Below are 18,817 nucleotides of genomic sequence, written 5' to 3' on the forward strand. Positions count from 1 at the left end.
CACAGGTCCGGGCGCCCCCGTCGTTGCTTCAGTTCTAGTGGTCGTTGCAACACCCCAGCTCAAGGGGTGCGATGGACTTCGAGATCCGGGTCGACCGGACTGGGAGAGGGCGTCGGCTGACGCGTGAGCGGGAGGCATACTTCCAGCTCACGCAGCAGGGCTACAGCAGCGCGGAAGCCTGCCGGATCGTCGGTATCAACCTGCGGACCGGCAAGCGATGGCGTAACGGATGACGGCCTGCCGGTCCGACAGGCCGAGCACGAACTGCAGCACGCAGACGGTGGCCAGCTGGGCGGGCGAGAGGCCCGGGCGTCCGTCTCGCGGGTACCAGTCGGCGAAGTCCTCGTCACACCACAGCCCGTCGAGGCGGTCTCTCACCCACATCGCCGTCGTGCCACCCAGGTTGCTCGCCCGCGCGACCTGCGCGGTCAGAGGCGGTACTTGCTCACCGGAACGAGGACGGAGCGACAACGGACACCTCCACATCTGCACGGACTCGTGGAACACCCCGAGCATGCCCACCGATCACCGCGGCGCACCGGAGAACTCCAAGATCACCGACAGAGTCAAGCTCAGCATCCTTCGCGTCTCGGGGGAACCTCACGAATGACGGCGAGCCGTGATCGAGTCCTGAGGTTTGCGCGCGGTTCATGCTGGTCAGAGCGCTGACTCAGACGGTGGAAACGCGGTGACGTGTGTGCGTTGAACCTGCCTTGTTCAGGGTGTCGGGTGGGTGGTGTGGGTGCGTCGGTGGTGGTCGTATTCGTGGGTGTGTTCTTCGGCCCAGTTCTGCAGGTGTTGCAGTGCGGGGGTGGCGTCGCGGGCGAGGTCGGTCAGGGCGTACTGCACTGTCGGTGGGCGGCCGGTGTAAACGGTGCGGGTGATCAGTCCGCCGGTTTCGAGGTCGCGCAGGGTCTGCGCGAGCATTTTGTCGCTGACGCCGCCGGCCCGCCGGCGCAGCTCGGACCAGCGTTGCGGGCCGTTCACGAGGTCGACCAGGACCAGGGCGGCCCACCGGGCGGTGACCAGGTCGAACAGCTGCCTGCCGGGGCAGGCGGGATTACGGACGTTGCCTCGCGTGCTTTCCTGCACGTGCTCACCTCACCTGAAGGTATGTACTTCCCTCTAGAAAGTAACTCGGTCAGAGTGAGGGGACCAACCCCTGATCGTCAAGGAGTAACCCGTGGCAACCGACGACGCCGTGACCCGTGACGCGAACACCGTGACGGTGCTCGGCGGCCCCACCGCGCTGATCCGCCTGGCCGGCTGGACGCTACTGACCGACCCGACCTTCGACGCAGCCGGCACCGAGTACCAGGACGGCTCGGTCCCAGTGCGCAAGACCGCCGACCCGGCACTGAAGCCCGGGGAACTGCCCGCTCTCGACGCGGTCCTGGTCAGCCACACCGGGCATCTGGACAACCTCGACACCGCCGGGCGTGCGGTGGCCTCCGGTGCCTCGCAGGTGTTCACCACCGTCGCCGGCGCCGCCGATCTCGGGGGAGCAGCCGTCGGCCTGGAGCCCTGGCAGACCCGGACCCTGTCGAAGCCGGGCCGCATGCCGCTGAACATCACCGCGGTCCCCGCCCGCCACGGCCCCCTCGGCACCGAGACCCTCACCGGCCCGGTCACCGGCTTCCTCCTGCACACCGACGACGGCTCGGCACCGACGGTGTACGTCTCCGGTGACACCGTCGACCTGGACGCGATGAGCGCCCTGGCCGGCCGGTACCGCGTCGACGTGGCGCTGCTGCACCTGGGCGCGGCCGGCTTCGAGGCGTTCGGTACCGTACGGCTGTCGCTGACCGCGGTCCAGGCCGTCGAGGCCCGCCGCCTGCTCGACGATCCCCTCGTGGTCGCCGTGCACGCCGAGGGCTGGGCTCACTACACCGAAGACCGCAGCCACGTCCAGCAGACCTTCGACGCCGCCGGCGCCCCGCTGCACTGGCCCACCCCGGGCGAGCCCGTCACCTTGCCGGAGCCGCACACCCGCTGACACCTCACCCAGTGCCGGTGGCGCACCGGCACGCTCCTCCTATGCCGCCGCAGTCGCGGGAGCGGCTGCGGTCACCGCGCTGGCGCGCACGACAGCGCCCAGCAGCTTTACTGGGGCTGACGCCGCCCGTCACCGGTCAATGGCTCACATGGATCGGCCTGTGGCCGACCCGCTCGTCCGCAACGAAGAAACGAAGAGAAAAGGAAAGAATATGAAACCGGAAGTCGTGCACGAGCGCTTCGCCCAGTACCTCAAGGACCAGGACCTCGACGGCCTGGGTTCCCTGTTCGCCGAAGACGCCATGTTAGTACCGGGACCGGGACAGGAGCCCGTCTACGGCAGGGAAAGCATCAAGGAGGCGCTGAAGCCCTACCTCGCCTCGCCCAGCACCATGGAGGTGGTGGCCGCGTCGGTCCATCAGAACGGCGACCTGGCGATGGTCCAGCCGTCCTGGCGGATCACGAGCGAAAGCGCCATCGTGGAGGGGAAGGCGGTCGAGGTGATGAGGAGGACGAGCGAGGGGGACTGGGTCTACATCATCGACAACCCCTACGGCGTCTGATTCTCGTCGTCCCGGCATCACCATCGGGCGACGGAACCTTCTCACGGCAGCGGCGGCCGCATCGACTTTCACCATGCGGCCGCCGCTTGCTGGCCCGAGCGAGGGGCCAGTTCCGAGCGTCTTATCCGACCTATGGACGCTGACGGGCAACCTTCTTCGCCGCATCAACCGTTGCCGTCTTCCTGCATCAACAACAACCCTGGTCGCTCCGAACAGCACAATTCAGCTCGTCGTCGACCGCCTGGTCGCGTACGGGAATTCGACACCTGGGCGCCGACAAGGCACTGAGTACGGATATCAATCAGGAACGGCGCACCGTAGCCCGGTGCCGCCACGGGATGGCCGACTGTACGGCCTCCCCTTGCCCTGAGCAGCACGCGCGTGGCCGGCCAACGTTCGAGCGGGGTGCCCGAGCCGACAGGAGCGAACCCGCCCCGCACATCAGTCCGGCGGCGAGGACAACGGAGCATGGCAGGGTGGACGACGCCGTCGGCATAGGGCGCCGAGGTGATCAGCTCACCGATGGCCCAGGCACGGTTCCCCGCCTCATTTCCAGTCCAGCGGGTCACCGGCGCCTTGCTGCCAGCAGGCCGTCCACCACGAGTCCGGCCAGGGCCTCCGCCCTGGCGTGACGGTCCGCCCGCTGCATGCGTTCCGGGCTCCCCAGGCGCCGGGCGAGAGGTTCCTGGACCAGTCCTGACACGGGAGCGATGATGGCGAAGAACACGACATCCATCGGGACCCGTGCCATACCACCGGAGGCCATCAGCCTCTCGATGCTGGGCACGACGAGGGCGAGTGTCGGCTCGATGTAACGCTGGTAAAGGTAGTCCAGCCGCTCGGTGTCCTGTGCGGACTCATCGGCCATCAACATGGCGAGGTAAGGCTCGCCGATGCTGACGCGGTAGAACTCCGTGACGAACTGCCGCACCACCTCCTCGTCGTCGCTCCCCGGGGCCGGCGGCACCATGCCCTCGAGTTGAGCCACGAGCGCGGTATCGACCACGGCGCGCCAGTACTCCGCCTTGGAGCCATAGCGGTCGTTGATGAAGGTGGGGCCGACCCCGAGACGGCGGGCGAGCTCGCGCGCCGACGCCCGGTCGTATCCGAGCGTCGCGAACGCCTCCAGGCCCCGGAGCAAGATGTCCCGCTCGCCAGGCACCGCAGTGGAGTCCGCCCTGGGGCGGCCCGGGCGTCGGGTGGCACTCGGCTTGTCTTCCACACTTCCTCCTCAGTCGGCCGCACGGGCGTCTGCTCGCCAGTCGGACCAGCGTAGCTGTCCAGATCTTCACGCTTGGACAATGTCCCAGGTCAGCGCTCGATCCTGAGTTCCGCGCAGCGGATCCCGTCTGACCCTCGCTTGACACGGGGCAGGCAAGAGATAATCCTACATGTGTAGGATTTAATCCGGTCGCCCACAGGGCGCCCAAACGAAGCCGCCCGCACCGCCGGGCGGAGCATCCATTTGCCAACCATGCAGGCTTTCCTCCGCCCGGCATCGCAACTTCGGAGAGTACGAAACCGTTTCGTACTCCATGAACACGTGCCGATACGGGGAACCACACAAGGAGCCATCATGCGTAAGACCAACGTCGGCGCGGCCGCCGTCGCCTCCGCCCTCATCGCCTCGCTCACCCTTGCCGCAGGGGGGACAGCCACCGCGACGACCGCCGGCTCGACCACGGCGCACCCCACCGCCTCCCAGACGGGGTTGTCCCAGACCAGCGTCCCGGCCCTCGTCGACCCCGCCGCGGGCCTCACCTATGACCGCGACCAGCCCAACCAGTCCTGGTACCTGACCGCACACGTGACCGCCGGGGGCCACCGGTACGGCTTCCTGGTCCACTACCTCAACGCTGGCTTCGGCAAGCAGGGAGGCGCCACCTCGAAGGTGTCGGTGGTCAACGAGGACACCGGCTGGTACACGAGGTCGGAGATCCCCCTCCCGCTCGGAACGGGCCTGTCCGACAAGCAGGGCGTGGACATCCACACCGACAACATCAGCTGGACCGGCGACGCCAAGGAGATGAAGCTGCGCGCCAAGGTCCCCGAGGGGACCATCGACGTCACGCTGCGCCCCCGCGGAAACACCCTCTACAACCTGGGCACGGGCTACTTCCCCATGTTCGGTGACGCTAAGTATTCCAACTACGAGTACGCCCTGCCCACGGTGGACACCTCCGGGACCCTGACCCTCAACGGCCGCGCCGAGAAGGTCCGCGGGCAGTCCTGGCTGGACCGCCAGTGGGGACCGCTCCCCGACCTCACCACGGGTAATGCCTCCTGGTCCTGGATGAACCTCAGCCTGTCCAACGGCGACAAGGTCAGCGTCTGGAACCAGCAGTACGACGGCAAGAAGAACAACTTCGCGACCATCCTGAAGCCCGACGGCACGCAAACCCTCGCCGAGGCGACCCTCACGCCCGACGAGTCCACCCGCTGGACCAGCCCGACCACCGGCAAGAGCTACCCCACGCGGTGGAAGGTCAGCATCCCCGGCGAGCACGCCAAGCTGAACGTCACCGTCTACGCCAAGGACCAGGAACTGGTGGTCCCCGCACCCGGCTATGAAGGCAGCGCCAAGGTCAGTGGCACCTACGACCACGGCAAGGTCACCGGCACCACCTACGTCGAAATCACCAGCGGAGAGTAGCGCCGATCAGTCGACGGCCTCGGTGCCGCCCCATGAGGGGCGGCACCGAGACCGTCGGCAGCTGCGGACCTGCGCGCAAGACGCTAAGCCAGCGTGATGCCGAGCCGCTTGGCGAGTTCCTCGGGGCTGACGCCGTACGTCTCGCGGATCCGTACGCCCTCGCTGCCCACGTCGAAGACGCCGTGGTCCGTGTAGACACGGCTGACGCAGCCGACGCCGGTGAGCGGGTAGGTGCACCGCGCCACGAGCTTCGGCTCACCGGAGCGGGTGAAGAGCGACATCATCACGTAGACGTCCTTGGCACCGATGGCGAGGTCCATGGCGCCGCCGACGGCGGGGATGTCGTCGGGCCCGCCGGTGGTCCAGTTGGCGAGGTCGCCGTCGAAGGCGACCTGGTAGGCGCCGAGGACGCAGACATCGAGATGCCCGCCGCGCATCATGGCGAAGGAGTCGGCGTGGTGGAAGTACGCCGCACCCGGCAGCTCGGTCACCGGGACCTTGCCGGCATTGGTCAGGTCGGGATCGACCGCGTCGCCCTCGGCCTTGGGGCCCATGTTGAGCATGCCGTTCTCGGTGTGCAGCACCACCCCGGAGCCGGCCGGCAGATGGTCGGCGATCTTGGTGGGCTGCCCGATGCCGAGGTTGACGAAGGAGCCGGCCGGGATGTCGCGGGCGATGACGGCGGCCAGCTCGTCCATCGAGAGACAGTGGTCGGTGGACGTGACGGTCATCGTGCCCCCTGCACGGTGTAGTGACGGGCCTCGACCTGGACGACCCGGTCGACGTAGATGGACGGGGTGACAACGGCCTCGGGATCGAGCTTGCCGGGCTCGACGACCTCGTCGACCTGGACGATCGTCGTTGTCGCGGCCGTGGCCATGACCGGTCCGAAGTTGCGGGCGGTCTTGCGGTAGACGAGGTTGCCCATGGTGTCCGCGACATGGGCGCCGATCAGCGCGTAGTCGCCCTTGATGGGGTACTCCAGCAGGTACCTCCGGCCGTCGATCTCCCGCTCCTCCCTGCCCTCGGCCAGCGGCGTGCCGACCGCCGTCGGACAGTAGAAAGCGCCGATCCCGGCACCGGCCGCGCGCATCCGCTCGGCGAGGTTGCCCTGCGGCACCACCTCCAGCTCGATCTTCCCGGCGCGGTAGAGGTCGTCGAACACCCAGGAGTCCGCCTGGCGCGGGAAGGAGCACAGCACCTTGCGCACCCGCCCCGCGGCCAACAGCGCGGCCAGTCCGACGTCGCCGTTCCCGGCGTTGTTGGACACGATCGTCAGGTCCTTCGCGCCCTGCCGAATCAGCGCGTCGATCAGGTCGAACGGCATCCCGGCCAGCCCGAAGCCGCCGACGAGGACGGTGGACTCGTCCTCGATTCCGGCGACCGCCGCGTCGGTGCTTTCGAGGATCTCCGCCCGGCTCACTGGACCGCCCCCGTCGCATCGCAGTTCTCGAGCACGACGGCCAGGCCCTGGCCGACGCCGATACAGATCGCGGCGACGCCGTAACGCTGCCGCGTCTCGCGCAGCACCTTGGCCAGCGTGGCGAGGATACGGCCGCCCGAGGCACCCAGCGGGTGGCCGATCGCGATGGCGCCGCCCTTCTGGTTGACGATGGCGGGGTCGATCTTCCAGGCGTCCAGACAGGCGAGCGACTGCACGGCGAACGCCTCGTTGAGTTCGACCGCACCCACCTGGTCCCAACCGATCCCGGCCCGGGCCAGCGCACGGTTCGCCGCTTCGACCGGCGCATAGCCGAAGGCCTGCGGCTCCAGCGCCATCACCCCGCGCCCTGCGATACGGGCGATCGGCGCGGCCCCGATCGCGGCCGCGGCCTTCTCACTGCCCAACAGCACCGCGGAGGCGCCGTCGTTGAGCGGGCTGGCGTTGCCCGCGGTGATGGTGCCACCCTGCTCCGCCGTACGGAAGACCGGCTTGAGCCCCGCCAGCACCTCGGGGGTCGATCCGGGCCGGATGCCCTCGTCGCGGGTGAGATCGATGCCGTCGACCGGCACCACCAGGTCGTCGTAGAAGCCCGACTCCCAGGCCACGTAGGCGAGTTGGTGGGAGCGGGCGGCGAACTCGTCCTGGCGCTCGCGGGAGATCCCGAAGCGGTCCCGGAGCTGCTCATTGGACTCGCCGAGACTGACCGTCCACTCCTTCGGCATCCGCGGGTTGACCAGCCGCCAGCCGAGGGTCGTGGAGACGGCGGTGACATCGCCGACCGGGAAGGGCTTCGCCGACTTGGGCAGTACCCACGGCGCACGCGTCATCGACTCCACACCGCCGGTGAGCACCACCTCGGCGTCCCCGGACTCGATGGTGCGGCTGGCCGTCATCGCCGCGTCGAGGCTCGACCCGCACAGCCGGTTGACCGTGGTGCCAGGGACGCTCACCGGGAGACCGGCGAGGAGCGCGGCCATACGGCCGACATTGCGGTTCTCCTCGCCTGCGCCGTTGGCGTTGCCCCACACCACGTCGTCGACGGCGGCGGGGTCGAAGCGGGGCACCCGGGCGAGCGTCGAGGTGATCGCGGCGGCGGCGAGGTCGTCGGGGCGGACGCCGGCCAGCGCGCCGTTGAAGCGGCCGAACGGCGTCCGGGTCGCGGCGTACAGGAAAGCACTCATGACAGGGACGCTAATCCCGGGCCACGATATTCTGAAGTACACATATCCGATGCAATTGATATGGACGACATATGGATCTGCGGCACCTGCGGTACTTCGTGGCGGTGGCCGAGGAGCGGCACTTCGGACGTGCGGCCGAGCGGCTCCACATGGCCCAGCCGCCGCTGTCCCAGCAGATCCGACAGCTGGAGGCGGAGCTCGGCGTCGAGCTGCTGCACCGCACCACACGGCGCGTGGATCTGACCGAGGCCGGCCGGGCCTACCTGGCGCGGGCCCGCGCGATCCTCACCGACGTCGACGAAGCCACCCACCACGCACGGCTCGTCGCCGCCGGCTCGGTCGGGCACCTCGCGATCGGGTGCGTGGGCTCGGCGACGTACAGCCTCCTGCCCGCGCTCTCACGCCGGCTCACAGCGGAGCTTCCGGGCGTCGACTTCTCCTTCCGCGGCGAGATGCTCGCACCCGACCAGGTCGAGGCGCTGCGCACCGGCGCGATCGACGTCGCGCTGCTCCGCCCACCGGCGGCCGACCTGTCCCTCACGGTGCACACCCTGCGGCGCGACCGACTCGTCGTCGCCGTACCGGTCGAGCATCCCCTCGCGCGCCGGAAGAGGCTCCGCGTCGCAGACCTCTCCGGGGAGGACCTGATCGTGCACTCCGCCGACCGCCGCTCCGTCATGTACGACGTCGTCCTGGGTCTGCTGCGCGACGCCGGCGTCGAGCCGCACATCCGCCATGAGGTCGGCGAGACCTCAACGCTGGTCACGCTCGTGGCAGGCGGGCTGGGTGTCGCCGTCGTACCCGAGCCGGTGACCGCGCTGGCGCTCGACGGTGTCGCCTACCTGCCCCTGGCCGGGGCCGACGCACGCGTGGAGCTGGCCGTCGCCCACCGAGCCGACCGCGCCGAACCACACCTGACCCGGACCGTGGGAATCATCCGCGCGGCGATCTGAGAACCAGGGACGGCGACACTCCGAAGACGCCTCGGTAGCCCTGGCTCACCAGGGAATGGACCTACGCGACGATCTTCGCGACGGCGTCACGAGCCTGGTTCGCGATCCGGTCGTCGGTGGTGTCATCCGCCCCGCCCACTCCGATGGCCCCGATGACCTCCCCGTCTGCCGTCACGATGGGCACGCCGCCGGCGACCGGCAAAAGGTTGGCATCTATCAGGTGGGGAGGCGCCACCTGCATCTTCGGGGACGCGGCGAAGGCCGCGAACTTGGCCGTCGGGACACCGCTCACGGCTGAGGTATAGGCCTTGCGACGCGCGGTCTCCACGCCGAGAACGCCGACGCCGTCGTCGCTGAGCAGAACCTTGGTGACTCCGCTTCGGTTGACCACGACGGCGCACAGCCTGTGCCCCTCGGCCCTTCCTGCCTCCAGAGCGGCGAGTGCGGCGCTGTGTGCGATCTCGTAGCTGAGCGGCTCTCGCATGGAGCGGTCCCTTCCCATCGGATGTGAACGCGAATATAGAATCACATTCACATCGAGGGAACCACCGCCGGACTCACCGCGCCGGCTTGCCGAGCAGGTACAGACAGACCGCGTCGACCAGTTCATCGGTGAGCTGACGCCATGTCAGCGGACGCTTGGACTCGAAGTGTTCACCGTGCAGCACACGGTTCATGCAAGCCGCGTACACCAGGCGGAAGGCGACATCCAGGCGCAACTCGGGCTCCGGACCGCCGATCATCGACACGACCGGCTCCAGGAACGTCCGGAAAACCTGGCCGGCATCGATGCTGGCCTCGGACCCCACTTGAGCCACTCCCGGATCAGTGGTGGCCGCGGCGACGAAGACACGCATCAGACGCGCGTGCGCCTCGAACGTCTCAGTGATTCCGGCGACCGCCGAGGCGACCAAGGTGGCCGGATCGGTGCGCACCGGAGCGAACCGGCGAATGATGTCAGCGCGAAACTCGTCGATCATGGCGTGCTGGAGGCCTGCGACCAGGCGGTCCTTGCCGCCGAAACGCCGATAGACGCTCCCCACGGAAACACCCGCCCGAGCGGCGACGGCCGCGATGGTGAGCGCTTCGGTGCCGCCCTCTTCGAGCAGGGCAGTGCCCGCTTCCAGGATCCGCTGCTGGGTGCGCCGACTGCGCGCCTGCTGTGGCTGCGGCAGATCGAGCGCCGGTTCGGTAGTCACCCACTCACCGTATACGGAGCCGACACCCGCTCCGGAAGCTCCTCGACCCCGGGATCCGGAAGGCACCCGAACCACCCCTTGACGTCCCGCGAGGAGAAATGCGAATGTGAATCTACTTATCAGTTTGAGGGTCGCACACGACGGTGCCCTCGCAGGCCCCCCGAAGACGCCCTGCACGGGCCACCGGCCGTGTCCCCGAGCCGCACGGGAGACAGCACGATGACCACCACCTCAGAGATCGACACCGGCACGGCTTACGGCCGCCCGGAACCCTCGTACAACGCCCGCCTGCGCGAGGTGGGACCCGGTACGCCCATGGGCGAGGCGCTGCGCCGCTACTGGCACCCGATCGCCAGCTCGGAGACGCTCCTCGCCGGCGCCCTGCCCCAGAAAACCCGCGTGCTCGGCGAGGACCTCGTCGTCTTCCGGGACGGACAGGGCAACCCCGGCGTCGTGATCGAGCGCTGCACCCACCGCGGCGCCAGCCTCTTCTACGGCCGCGTCGAGGACGACGGCATCCGCTGCTGCTACCACGGCTGGAAATTCGACGTCCAGGGCCACTGCATCGAGCAGGCCTGCGAACCGGCTCTCGGGCGCCGGCGTGACGCCGCCCGCCAGCCCTGGTACCCCGTCGAGGAACGCTACGGCCTGGTCTTCGTCTACATGGGCCCACCCGAGCTCAAGCCCGAACTTCCCCGCTACGACGCACTGGAGAACCCAGCGGAGGACGAGAAGTACTTCGCCAGCTGGCCCGTCCCGCACGCCGCCGTCCTCGGCATGCCGGCGGACTTCAACTGGCTCAACATGTATGAGAACGGCGCCGACCCGGTGCACGTCACCTGGCTACACTCCACGCACAGCGGCTTCCAGATGCTGGGCACCGGCACCTTCGGCTACCCGGAGAGCTTCTTCGACCCGGCCACGATCGCCGAGCGCGTGACCTACGAGCGCACCGACCACGGTCTGAAGTACACCCAGCGGTTCGAGGTCGAGGGCGAGGACGGCGAGGTCACCGAGTACGGCTTCGCGGTCGAGCAGCACCTTCCGAACGTCTTCGGGCTGCCCGACTACGTGAAGATGGACCCCGACAATCCGGACCAGCTGCTGTGGGTCGTGCCCTCCGACGACACCACCAACCGGCTCTTCTTCTCGATCCGCGGCAACGACCCCGAGCGCATGGTGCGCTTCGTCATCGGCATCACGCAGAACGGCAAGCAGAACCACGAGCTGACCGACGAAGAGCGCCAGAGGTTCCCGGGAGACGCGGAGGCCCAGGGCTCGCAGGGAGCGATCACCCTGGACTCCGTGGAGACCCTGGCCACCTCGGACCGTGGCGTCGTCACGCTGCGCCGCATGCTTCTCACGATGGTCGACGACGTGGAGGCCGGGCGCGACCCGATCAACATCGTCCGCGACCCGTCGGAGGTCCACCTCACCGAGTCCGGCCTGTTCACCCTCGGGAAACGCCCGGCGAAGGACACCGACACCAACGCCACGGCTGGAACCTGAGCGAACACCATGAGCAACGAATGGCTCGACACCATCGTGGTCGCCCGGCGTGACGCCACGCCGCGGATCGTGGTGCTCGACCTGATCAGTCCCGACGGAGCCGAGCTCCCGGAATTCGCGGCCGGCGCTCATGTCGACGTACTCCTGGACGGCGACGGCGCCGCCGGACTGGTCCGCCAGTACTCACTGTGCGGGCCGCCGCACGACCGCGGCCGGTACCAGCTGGCCGTACTGGCCGAGACGGCGTCACGCGGCGGCTCACTCGGGATGCACCGGCTCCGCGCGGGTGACAGGCTGCGGATCTCACGTCCGCGCAACAGGTTCGGAGTCTCGGACCGGGCCCGTCGCCATCTCCTGGTGGCGGGCGGTATCGGCGTCACGCCCCTGCTGGCCATGGCCCACGCGCTGCGGGTCGCGGGCGCCGAGTACGAGTTCCACTACTGCGCCCGCAGCCGCGCGGACGCGGCGTTCCTCGACGAGCTGGAACGCGACCCCCACGTGCGGCTGCACTTCGACGACGGCCCGGACGACCAGCGGTTCGGCATCGGCGGCCTCGGCCCGGTCTCCCCCGACACGGCGGTCTACGTGTGCGGGCCCGGAGGATTCATGGACTTCGTGATCTCCTCCGCGCAGGAAGCGGGCTGGTCCGCCGAAGCGATCCACAAGGAACGCTTCGCGCCCGCACAGGACGCCGCCACGCACACGGAGGGCGGCTCGTTCACGGTGCGGCTCGCCAAGTCCGGTGGCGACTACGAGATCAAGGAGGGCGAGAGCGTTCTCGACGTCCTGCTCGCGAAGGGCGTCGACGCCCCCTACTCCTGCCAGCAGGGGATCTGCGGCGAGTGCATCGTGCGCGTACTCGCGGGAGAACCCGACCACCGCGACGACATCCTGACCGACCGTGAGCGCGCCGACGGCATGTTCACCACGTGCTCCTCACGAGCACACTCACCGATTCTGGAGCTGGACCTGTGACAACTGCAACCACCGCACCCAGCAAGGCAGTTCAGGCCATCGAGCAGGCCGAGGCCGCCTGGCTCGTGGCCCTCACCGAGGGCGAGGAGGCCATGACCGCCCTCATGCTCGACGACAGCCGGGCGGTCCACGGCCCGGTCGGGAAGATCGACGACGCCAGGACCTTCGCCCACTTCACCTGGACCCGCCGCCGCCACGTCTTCGCAAAAGCCGAGGAGCTCAGCATCACCGTGCGCGGCAACACCGCGATCACGACGTGTCTCCAGGAGATGCACATCGTCTTCGACGAGAACCTGCCGCCGTTTCCGGTGCAGGAGGCCGTGACGCGCGTGTGGGAGGAGACCGCCGAGGGCTGGCGCCTGGCACACATGCACCAGGCCAAGCGCATGCCGCCGGTCTGACATCCCGAACGGCAGACGGCCGTGTCCTCACACCGCTGTTCGATGAACGGACAAGAGGGTTCAGGACCGGCCGTCGGCCGAAGAGAGTTTCGACATGCAGGTTCGTGCGGCAGTGAGCCGCTGTCGTGGAGATGAGGCAACACATGTCAGCCACTGATACTGAGGCACCCACGTCCGGCGCGGTCCGGACCAGTGACCTCCTCATCGCGGGCGAGCGCGTGGCGGCCAGGGACGGCCGCTACTACGAGACCACCGAGGCTCTGACCGGCGAACCGATCGCACGGGTCGCCGCGGCCTCCGTCGAGGACGTCACTCTCGCGGTGAACGCCGCGGCCGGCGCCCTCGCGGAGTGGTCGGGCCTTCCGCCCGCCGCCCGACGCGCGGTCCTGGAACGTGCGGCCGCCCTCCTCGGCGAGCGCACCGACGACATCGTGGCCACGATGAGCCGCGAAATGGGCGCCACCCTGCCCTGGTGCGGCTTCAACGTCCACGTCGCCAAGGGCATGCTCGTCGAGGCAGCGGCCCAGGCCTACGCGGCCGTCGGCGAGGTCATCCCCTCGGACGTACCCGGCCTCACCGCCCTCGGCGTACGTCAGCCGGTCGGCGTCGTCGTCGGCATCGCCCCCTGGAACGCACCGCTGATCCTCGGCGTGCGCGCCATCGTGTGGCCGCTGGTGTGGGGCAACACCGTGGTGCTGAAGTCCTCCGAGCAGACACCGCTCACCCAGGCCGCCATCGTCCAGGTGCTGCACGACGCCGGCGTGCCCGCCGGAGGGGTCAACCTCATCAGCAACGCGCCCGAGGACGGGCCGGCCGTCGTCGAGGCGCTGATCGCCCACCCCGCCGTGACCCGCGTGAACTTCACCGGATCCAGCAAGGTCGGCCGCATCATCGGCGAACTCGGCGGCCGCCACCTGACCCGCGTGGTCCTCGAACTCGGCGGCAAGGCGCCCTTCCTGGTGCTTCCCGACGCGGATCTGGAGGAGGCCGCCGCCGCGGCCAGCTTTGGTGCCTTCATGAATCAGGGCGAGATCTGTATGTCCACCGAGCGCGTCATCGTCGACAGGACCGTCGCCGACGAGTTGTCCACACGGCTGGCTGAGCGTGCCGCCAAGCTGGTAGTCGGGCCCCCGAGCGACCCCGGCTCCCAGATCGGCCCGCTGGTCCACACGGCCGCCCGCGACCACGTCGTTGCGGTGATCGAGGACGCGCGTGACAAGGGGGCGCAGGTCCTGACCGGGGGCACGGCCGACGGCCTGTTCGTGAAGCCCACCGTGCTGCGCGGCGTCACGCCGGACATGCGCATCTACAGCGAGGAGTCCTTCGGCCCGGTCGTCTCGATCATCGAGGTGGACTCCACCGACGAAGCCGTCGCGGTCGCCAACGACACCGAGTACGGCCTCTCCGCCGCGGTCTTCGGCAAGGACGCCGCCGCGGCGCTCGACGTGGCCCGCCGGATCAGGTCCGGCATCTGCCACATCAACGGCGCCACCGTGCACGACGAACCCCAGATGCCCTTCGGCGGGGTCGGCGCCAGCGGCTGGGGCCGCTTCGGCTCCCGCGCCGCGCTGGAGGAGTTCACGGAGCTGCGCTGGATCACCATCCAGTCCGGATCCCGCCACTACCCCATCTGATGACGCGACAAGGCCGCGGGGCGCACTTCACTCGGCATGCGCCCTGCCCGCGGCCTCTTCTCCCCCGGCTGTGGTTCCTTGCCGCGGCGTTCAGTCCGGCGCTGGGAGCTGCATGGCTGGCGGACGCCCGGGAGACAGAGGCCTCCCAACAGCTCGACCCGGAACTGGAGGAGTTCTTCCGGTCTCTCTGACGAGACCCCTGCAACCGGGATCTCCGCCCCTCCAAGGAGTCAGCAATGTCGCAGAGCGACAAGGACCGCCACGAGATCCGGCAGCTCGTCGAGAACTGGGCGCTGTGGCGCGACGCCGGGGACTGGGACCGCTTCGCCACGGTCTGGCACCCGCGCGACGGCCGGATGAGCGCCACCTGGTTCCAGGGCAGCGCCACCGACTTCATCAAGGCCAGCCGTGAGGGCTTCGAGAACGGAGTCAGCATCCTCCACTTCCTGGGCGGCCACACCGCGGACGTCAGTGGCGACCGGGCCATCGCCCAGACCAAGATGACCATCAACCAGCGCGCGAGCATCGACGACGTGGAGGTCGACGTCGTCTGCACCGGCCGCTTCTACGACTTCCTCGCCCGCCACGCCGGCCGCTGGGCCCTCGTACGCCGCCAGCCAATCTACGAGAAGGACCGGCTCGACGTCGTCGACCCCGCTGCCTCACTCACGCTGGACCCCGACCTCCTCAACCGGTTCCCGACCGGTTACCGGCACCTGGCTTACCTGCAGACGAAGGCGGGTTTCACGGTGAAGCAAGGACTCCCCGGCCTCACAGGCCCAGCAGTCGAGCAGCTCTACTCGGAAGGCAAGCAGTGGCTGACAGAAGCCTGATGCGGTTCACCCACGAGACCCTTCCCCAACGGGTCGTGTTCGCGGCGGGCGGATCGCCTGCCGCCGTAGCTGCGGAGGTCGAGGCGCTCGGCGGTTCCAAGGTCATGCTGATCGCGTCGGACCGCGAGAAGGAACTGGCCGACCCGATCGGCAAGGAGATCCCGGTCGTCCTGCGTCACGAGGAGGTCGTGATGCATGTCCCGGTCGAGATCGCGGAGCGAGCCCGTCGGGCCGCGGCGGACGTCGGCGCGGACATCCTGGTCAGTGTCGGGGGCGGTTCGACCACGGGCCTGGCCAAGGCCGTGGCGATGACCACCGGACTGCCGATCATCGCAGTCCCCACCACCTATGCGGGCTCCGAGGCGACCAACGTGTGGGGCCTGACCGAGGGCGAGACCAAGACCACCGGCGTGGACGACAAGGTGCTGCCCGCGTCGGTCGTCTATGACGCTGCTCTGCTCACCACGCTGCCCGGCGAGATGACGGTGGCCAGCGGCCTGAACGCGATGGCCCACTGCGTGGACTCGATGTGGGGGCCGCGCGCCGACCCGATCGACCGGGCGCTGGCGCAGGAGGGCATCCGAGCCCTGGCAGCCGGCCTGCCCGCGGTCGCCGACGACTCGACAAGCGTCCAAGGCATCGAGCAGACCCTGTACGGCGCCTACCTCGCCGCCGTCGCGTTCGCCTCGGCCGGCTCTGGCATGCACCACAAGATCTGCCACGTCCTCGGCGGCATGTTCAACCTCCCCCACGCCCAGACCCACGCGGTTGTCCTCCCCTACGTACTGGCCTTCAACGCCCCGCACGCCCCGGAGGCGGAGGCTCGAATCGCCCAGGCCCTCGGCACGGACGCTGGCACTCGCACGGCGAGCGCCGGGCTCGCAGCCCTGCGCGAGGTGCTGGGCGCGCCCCGGGCGCTGCGCGACTACGGCATGCCCGAGGACGGCACCGCCAAGGCACTGGGGCCGATCATCATGGCGATCCCGGCCAACAACCCCACTCCCGTCACCCACGCCAACCTGACCCTGCTGCTGCAGGCGGCGTGGGCAGGCGAACCGATCAGCTGAAAGAGGCCGCCATGGCTACCTACGTCAACCCCGACTCGACCCGGACTGACGACGACGCCGGCACGATCCACCGCGAGGTGCCGCCGGAGCAACAGACGGTCGAGCAGCGGCTGGTGGACAATGTCATCGCCTCCTTCGACGCATGCGACGACCCGCGGCTGCAGGAACTCATGGTCGGTCTGGTCAAGCACCTGCACTCCTTCATCCGTGAGACCCGGCTGACCGAGGACGAGTGGGGAAAGGCGATCGACTTCCTCACCCGGGCCGGCCACATCACCGACGACGTCCGGCAGGAGTTCATCCTGCTGTCCGACACCCTCGGCGCGAGCATGCAGACGATCAACGTCAACAACCAGGCGTACAAGGGCGCCACCGAGGCGACCGTCTTCGGACCATTCTTCGTCGAAGACGCCCCACGGATCGAACTCGGTGAGGACATGGCATTCGGTGCCCCCGGCGAGCCCTGCTGGGTCGAGGGCACCGTCACCGACACCGACGGCACCCCGCTCGCCGGCGCGCGGATCGAGGTCTGGGAGGCCGACGAGGACGGCCTCTACGACGTGCAGTACGACGCCGGAAAGCGCGCCGGTCGGGCGCACCTGTTCTCCGCCGACGACGGCACCTACCGCTTCTGGGGCCTCACCCCGACGCCGTACCCCATCCCGAACGACGGCCCCGTCGGCAAGATGCTCGACGCGGTCGGCCGCTCACCGCTGCGCGCCGCCCACCTGCACTTCATGGTTTCCCACGAGGGCGCGCGCACGCTGGTGACGCACATCTTCCCCGAGGGCGACCCGATCGGCTTCAAGGACACCGTCTTCGGCGTCAAGGACTCCCTCATCAAGCGGTTCGAGCGGCAGCCCACCGGTACAGCGACGCCCGACGGCCGTGGCATCGACGGCACCTGGAGCCGGGTGCGCTTCGACATCGTCCTCGCGCCCACGGGTGTGTGACCCCGAACATGTGACGGAGGGGCGGTCCGCCAGGACCGCCCCTCCGTCGTGATGGACGCGTGGTCAGGCCGGGAGCAACTCCGTGAAGTCGCGTACCGGTCGCGACCCGTTCCAGTCGACGGATGCTCGCCAGACAGAGGTAAACATCCGCCGCGTGATCTCGTTGTCCTGAACCAGTTCGATCATCCCCAGGGCGTCGTCACCACCCTCCAGGAAGAAGACGTCGCCGCCCGGGGCCATATCGTGGAAACTCACCACAGCCCCGCTCGCCTCGCGTTGTTCGACCTCTGCCTTGACGTCCGGTACGACCTTGGCGACGTGGTGGAAGCCGTAACCGTGGCGTTCGTAGGCGTCCCTGTAGATCGAAGGCTCGTCGTCGAGGGTCTGGACGAGCTCGATCATCATGTGCCCCGAGAAGGCGAGCGCGAGGGTGAACTCGGCCTTCCCGGGCTGACCTCGGTAGGTGGATCCCGCGCCGCCGATCCTCTGGTTCACGAACCAGGGGCCGACGCCGAGTTGGTCGGTCCACCAGTGCATGGCGGCGGTGAGGTCGGGGACCGCGTACGCGAACTGGACGACAGCGTCGGTCGGTTGGCCGAAGGGAAACTCCACGGTACTCGTCCTCTCTATGCCGTCGGGCGGAGGAAGCTGGTGAGGCCGCCGTCCACCACGAGGGAGGCACCGGTGATGTACCCGGCTTCGGGCGAGGCCAGGAAGAGTACGGCGTCGGCGAGTTCGTCCGGTTCACCCTCGCGGAGCATGGGTGTGCTGAGCCTGATCCGCTCTCGGAAGGCATCCGCTCCCCCGGGCGCCAGGCCCGTCGTACGGGAGGCGATGTCGGTGTTCATGCCGGCCGGAACGACGATGTTGACGCGGATACCGTCGGCGACGACCTCGGCGGCGAGAATGCGCGTCAGGTGCTCCAGTGCGGCCTTGCTGGCTCCGTAGGCGGCGGTTCCCACGCTTGCCCTTCGGCCCGCCGCCGAGCCGCAGAAGACGACGGCCCCGCCGGGTGCGAGCAAGGGCTTTAGTCCCTGCATGAGGAAGAATGAGCCCTTGACGTTGGTGTCGAACACCCTGTCCCAGGTGGCTTCGTCCATGTCGTCGAGGCGCTTCATACCGGCGTGCCCGGCGTTGATGTAGGCGGCGTCCACGTGGTCGACCTCCGCCGCGACCTCGGCGAGAGCGGCCTTGATGCCGGCTACCGAGGAGAGGTCGGCCGCGACGGTGATCGTGCCGTCACCGATGAGGCCACTGGCGATCTTCAGCTGGTCCGGGTCCCGCGCGATGATGACCACGTGCGCGCCCTCACGCGCGAAGGCCTGCGCCGCTGCCAGGCCCAGTCCTCTGCTGCCGCCGGTGACGAGGCAGGTCTTCCCGAGGAACCGCCGGCGCCGGTCCCGGACGGCGGGGTCGCGAAGCTCGGTGTCAGTCGTGGCGTTCATGGATCTCCTTCA

General features: G+C 68.9%; 21 protein-coding genes and 1 pseudogene. 12 read left to right on the top strand and 10 right to left on the bottom strand.

Annotated elements, in window-relative coordinates:
• Positions 1-71 precede the first annotated feature (71 nt).
• A pseudogene (locus tag ACLZOT_RS44830) lies at positions 72-230 on the top strand (IS30 family transposase); the annotation flags it as partial.
• Here the strand turns inward: ACLZOT_RS44830 and ACLZOT_RS44835 are convergent.
• Together ACLZOT_RS44835 and ACLZOT_RS44840 are read right to left on the bottom strand one after the other, a co-directional pair.
• Entirely contained in the window at positions 196-471 is a 276-nt protein-coding gene (locus ACLZOT_RS44835; RefSeq protein ID WP_416975082.1) for a hypothetical protein, read from the bottom strand. The pseudogene ACLZOT_RS44830 and the gene ACLZOT_RS44835 sit on opposite strands and share 35 nt — an antisense overlap.
• Positions 472-717: 246 nt before the next feature.
• Positions 718-1,092, bottom strand: coding sequence for a winged helix-turn-helix transcriptional regulator (locus ACLZOT_RS44840; RefSeq protein WP_416975024.1), 375 nt, complete (start codon positions 1,090-1,092; stop codon positions 718-720).
• A gap of 91 nt (positions 1,093-1,183) precedes the next feature.
• On the opposite strand from ACLZOT_RS44840, the gene ACLZOT_RS44845 reads away from it, so the two are divergent.
• Both ACLZOT_RS44845 and ACLZOT_RS44850 read left to right on the top strand, forming a co-directional pair.
• A complete protein-coding gene (locus tag ACLZOT_RS44845; protein WP_416975025.1) occupies positions 1,184-1,996 on the top strand; it encodes an MBL fold metallo-hydrolase in 813 nt (270 codons plus the stop codon).
• A gap of 211 nt (positions 1,997-2,207) precedes the next feature.
• Positions 2,208-2,558 (top strand): YybH family protein, encoded by a 351-nt coding sequence (locus tag ACLZOT_RS44850; protein ID WP_416975026.1) that lies wholly within the window; start codon positions 2,208-2,210, stop codon positions 2,556-2,558.
• A gap of 565 nt (positions 2,559-3,123) precedes the next feature.
• Here ACLZOT_RS44850 and ACLZOT_RS44855 read toward each other — a convergent pair.
• On the bottom strand, positions 3,124-3,780 hold the full coding sequence (locus tag ACLZOT_RS44855) for a TetR/AcrR family transcriptional regulator (protein WP_416975027.1): 657 nt from the start codon (positions 3,778-3,780) through the stop codon (positions 3,124-3,126).
• A gap of 354 nt (positions 3,781-4,134) precedes the next feature.
• Between ACLZOT_RS44855 and ACLZOT_RS44860 the strand changes: the two genes are divergently transcribed.
• Positions 4,135-5,211, top strand: coding sequence for a lipocalin family protein (locus ACLZOT_RS44860; protein WP_416975028.1), 1,077 nt, complete (start codon positions 4,135-4,137; stop codon positions 5,209-5,211).
• A gap of 83 nt (positions 5,212-5,294) precedes the next feature.
• On the opposite strand, the gene ACLZOT_RS44865 is transcribed toward ACLZOT_RS44860, so the two are convergent.
• Genes ACLZOT_RS44865 through ACLZOT_RS44875 form a run of 3 tightly spaced genes read right to left on the bottom strand, consistent with a single transcriptional unit; the run spans position 5,295 to position 7,836 of the window.
• Entirely contained in the window at positions 5,295-5,942 is a 648-nt protein-coding gene (locus ACLZOT_RS44865; protein WP_416975029.1) for a 3-oxoacid CoA-transferase subunit B, read from the bottom strand.
• Complete coding sequence (locus ACLZOT_RS44870) at positions 5,939-6,634, bottom strand: 3-oxoacid CoA-transferase subunit A (protein WP_416975030.1); 696 nt, start codon at positions 6,632-6,634, stop codon at positions 5,939-5,941. The genes ACLZOT_RS44865 and ACLZOT_RS44870 overlap by 4 nt, the downstream gene beginning before the upstream one ends.
• Positions 6,631-7,836 carry a thiolase family protein gene (locus tag ACLZOT_RS44875; protein ID WP_416975031.1) on the bottom strand — a complete coding sequence of 402 codons (1,206 nt, stop codon included), beginning with the start codon at positions 7,834-7,836 and terminating at the stop codon, positions 6,631-6,633. The genes ACLZOT_RS44870 and ACLZOT_RS44875 overlap by 4 nt, the downstream gene beginning before the upstream one ends.
• A 71-nt stretch (positions 7,837-7,907) precedes the next feature.
• On the opposite strand from ACLZOT_RS44875, the gene ACLZOT_RS44880 reads away from it, so the two are divergent.
• The gene (locus tag ACLZOT_RS44880) at positions 7,908-8,789 is read left to right on the top strand and encodes a LysR substrate-binding domain-containing protein (RefSeq protein ID WP_416975032.1); all 882 of its coding nucleotides are present in this window, start codon (positions 7,908-7,910) and stop codon (positions 8,787-8,789) included.
• A gap of 61 nt (positions 8,790-8,850) precedes the next feature.
• On the opposite strand, the gene ACLZOT_RS44885 is transcribed toward ACLZOT_RS44880, so the two are convergent.
• The gene (locus ACLZOT_RS44885; protein WP_416975033.1) at positions 8,851-9,273 is read right to left on the bottom strand and encodes a GlcG/HbpS family heme-binding protein; all 423 of its coding nucleotides are present in this window, start codon (positions 9,271-9,273) and stop codon (positions 8,851-8,853) included.
• 73 nt (positions 9,274-9,346) lie between these two features.
• Entirely contained in the window at positions 9,347-9,988 is a 642-nt protein-coding gene (locus ACLZOT_RS44890) for a TetR/AcrR family transcriptional regulator (RefSeq protein WP_416975034.1), read from the bottom strand.
• Between the two features lie 219 nt (positions 9,989-10,207).
• Between ACLZOT_RS44890 and ACLZOT_RS44895 the strand changes: the two genes are divergently transcribed.
• The 7 genes from ACLZOT_RS44895 to ACLZOT_RS44925 all read left to right on the top strand — a co-directional run bounded on the left by ACLZOT_RS44895 (position 10,208) and on the right by ACLZOT_RS44925 (position 17,360).
• Positions 10,208-11,497 carry a Rieske 2Fe-2S domain-containing protein gene (locus ACLZOT_RS44895; protein WP_416975035.1) on the top strand — a complete coding sequence of 430 codons (1,290 nt, stop codon included), beginning with the start codon at positions 10,208-10,210 and terminating at the stop codon, positions 11,495-11,497.
• Positions 11,498-11,506: 9 nt separating this feature from the next.
• Positions 11,507-12,472, top strand: coding sequence for a PDR/VanB family oxidoreductase (locus ACLZOT_RS44900; RefSeq protein ID WP_416975036.1), 966 nt, complete (start codon positions 11,507-11,509; stop codon positions 12,470-12,472).
• A complete protein-coding gene (locus tag ACLZOT_RS44905) occupies positions 12,469-12,873 on the top strand; it encodes a nuclear transport factor 2 family protein (RefSeq protein WP_416975037.1) in 405 nt (134 codons plus the stop codon). The genes ACLZOT_RS44900 and ACLZOT_RS44905 overlap by 4 nt, the downstream gene beginning before the upstream one ends.
• A gap of 143 nt (positions 12,874-13,016) precedes the next feature.
• Entirely contained in the window at positions 13,017-14,507 is a 1,491-nt protein-coding gene (locus tag ACLZOT_RS44910; RefSeq protein WP_416975038.1) for an aldehyde dehydrogenase, read from the top strand.
• Positions 14,508-14,743: 236 nt separating this feature from the next.
• Positions 14,744-15,340, top strand: a complete 597-nt coding sequence (locus tag ACLZOT_RS44915; protein WP_416975039.1) for a nuclear transport factor 2 family protein — start codon at positions 14,744-14,746, stop codon at positions 15,338-15,340.
• Positions 15,340-16,407 (top strand): maleylacetate reductase, encoded by a 1,068-nt coding sequence (locus tag ACLZOT_RS44920; RefSeq protein WP_416975076.1) that lies wholly within the window; start codon positions 15,340-15,342, stop codon positions 16,405-16,407. Before ACLZOT_RS44915 ends, ACLZOT_RS44920 begins: the two co-directional genes overlap by 1 nt.
• 11 nt (positions 16,408-16,418) lie before the next feature.
• A complete protein-coding gene (locus tag ACLZOT_RS44925; protein WP_416975040.1) occupies positions 16,419-17,360 on the top strand; it encodes a dioxygenase in 942 nt (313 codons plus the stop codon).
• A 63-nt stretch (positions 17,361-17,423) separates the two neighbouring features.
• On the opposite strand, the gene ACLZOT_RS44930 is transcribed toward ACLZOT_RS44925, so the two are convergent.
• Together ACLZOT_RS44930 and ACLZOT_RS44935 are read right to left on the bottom strand one after the other, a co-directional pair.
• A complete protein-coding gene (locus ACLZOT_RS44930) occupies positions 17,424-17,972 on the bottom strand; it encodes a VOC family protein (RefSeq protein ID WP_416975041.1) in 549 nt (182 codons plus the stop codon).
• A gap of 14 nt (positions 17,973-17,986) precedes the next feature.
• Positions 17,987-18,805 carry an SDR family NAD(P)-dependent oxidoreductase gene (locus ACLZOT_RS44935; RefSeq protein WP_416975042.1) on the bottom strand — a complete coding sequence of 273 codons (819 nt, stop codon included), beginning with the start codon at positions 18,803-18,805 and terminating at the stop codon, positions 17,987-17,989.
• Positions 18,806-18,817 lie beyond the last annotated feature (12 nt).

Source organism: Streptomyces sp. 4F14 (genome assembly GCF_048159485.1).
In the GTDB taxonomy this organism is placed as follows: Bacteria; Actinomycetota; Actinomycetes; order Streptomycetales; family Streptomycetaceae; genus Streptomyces.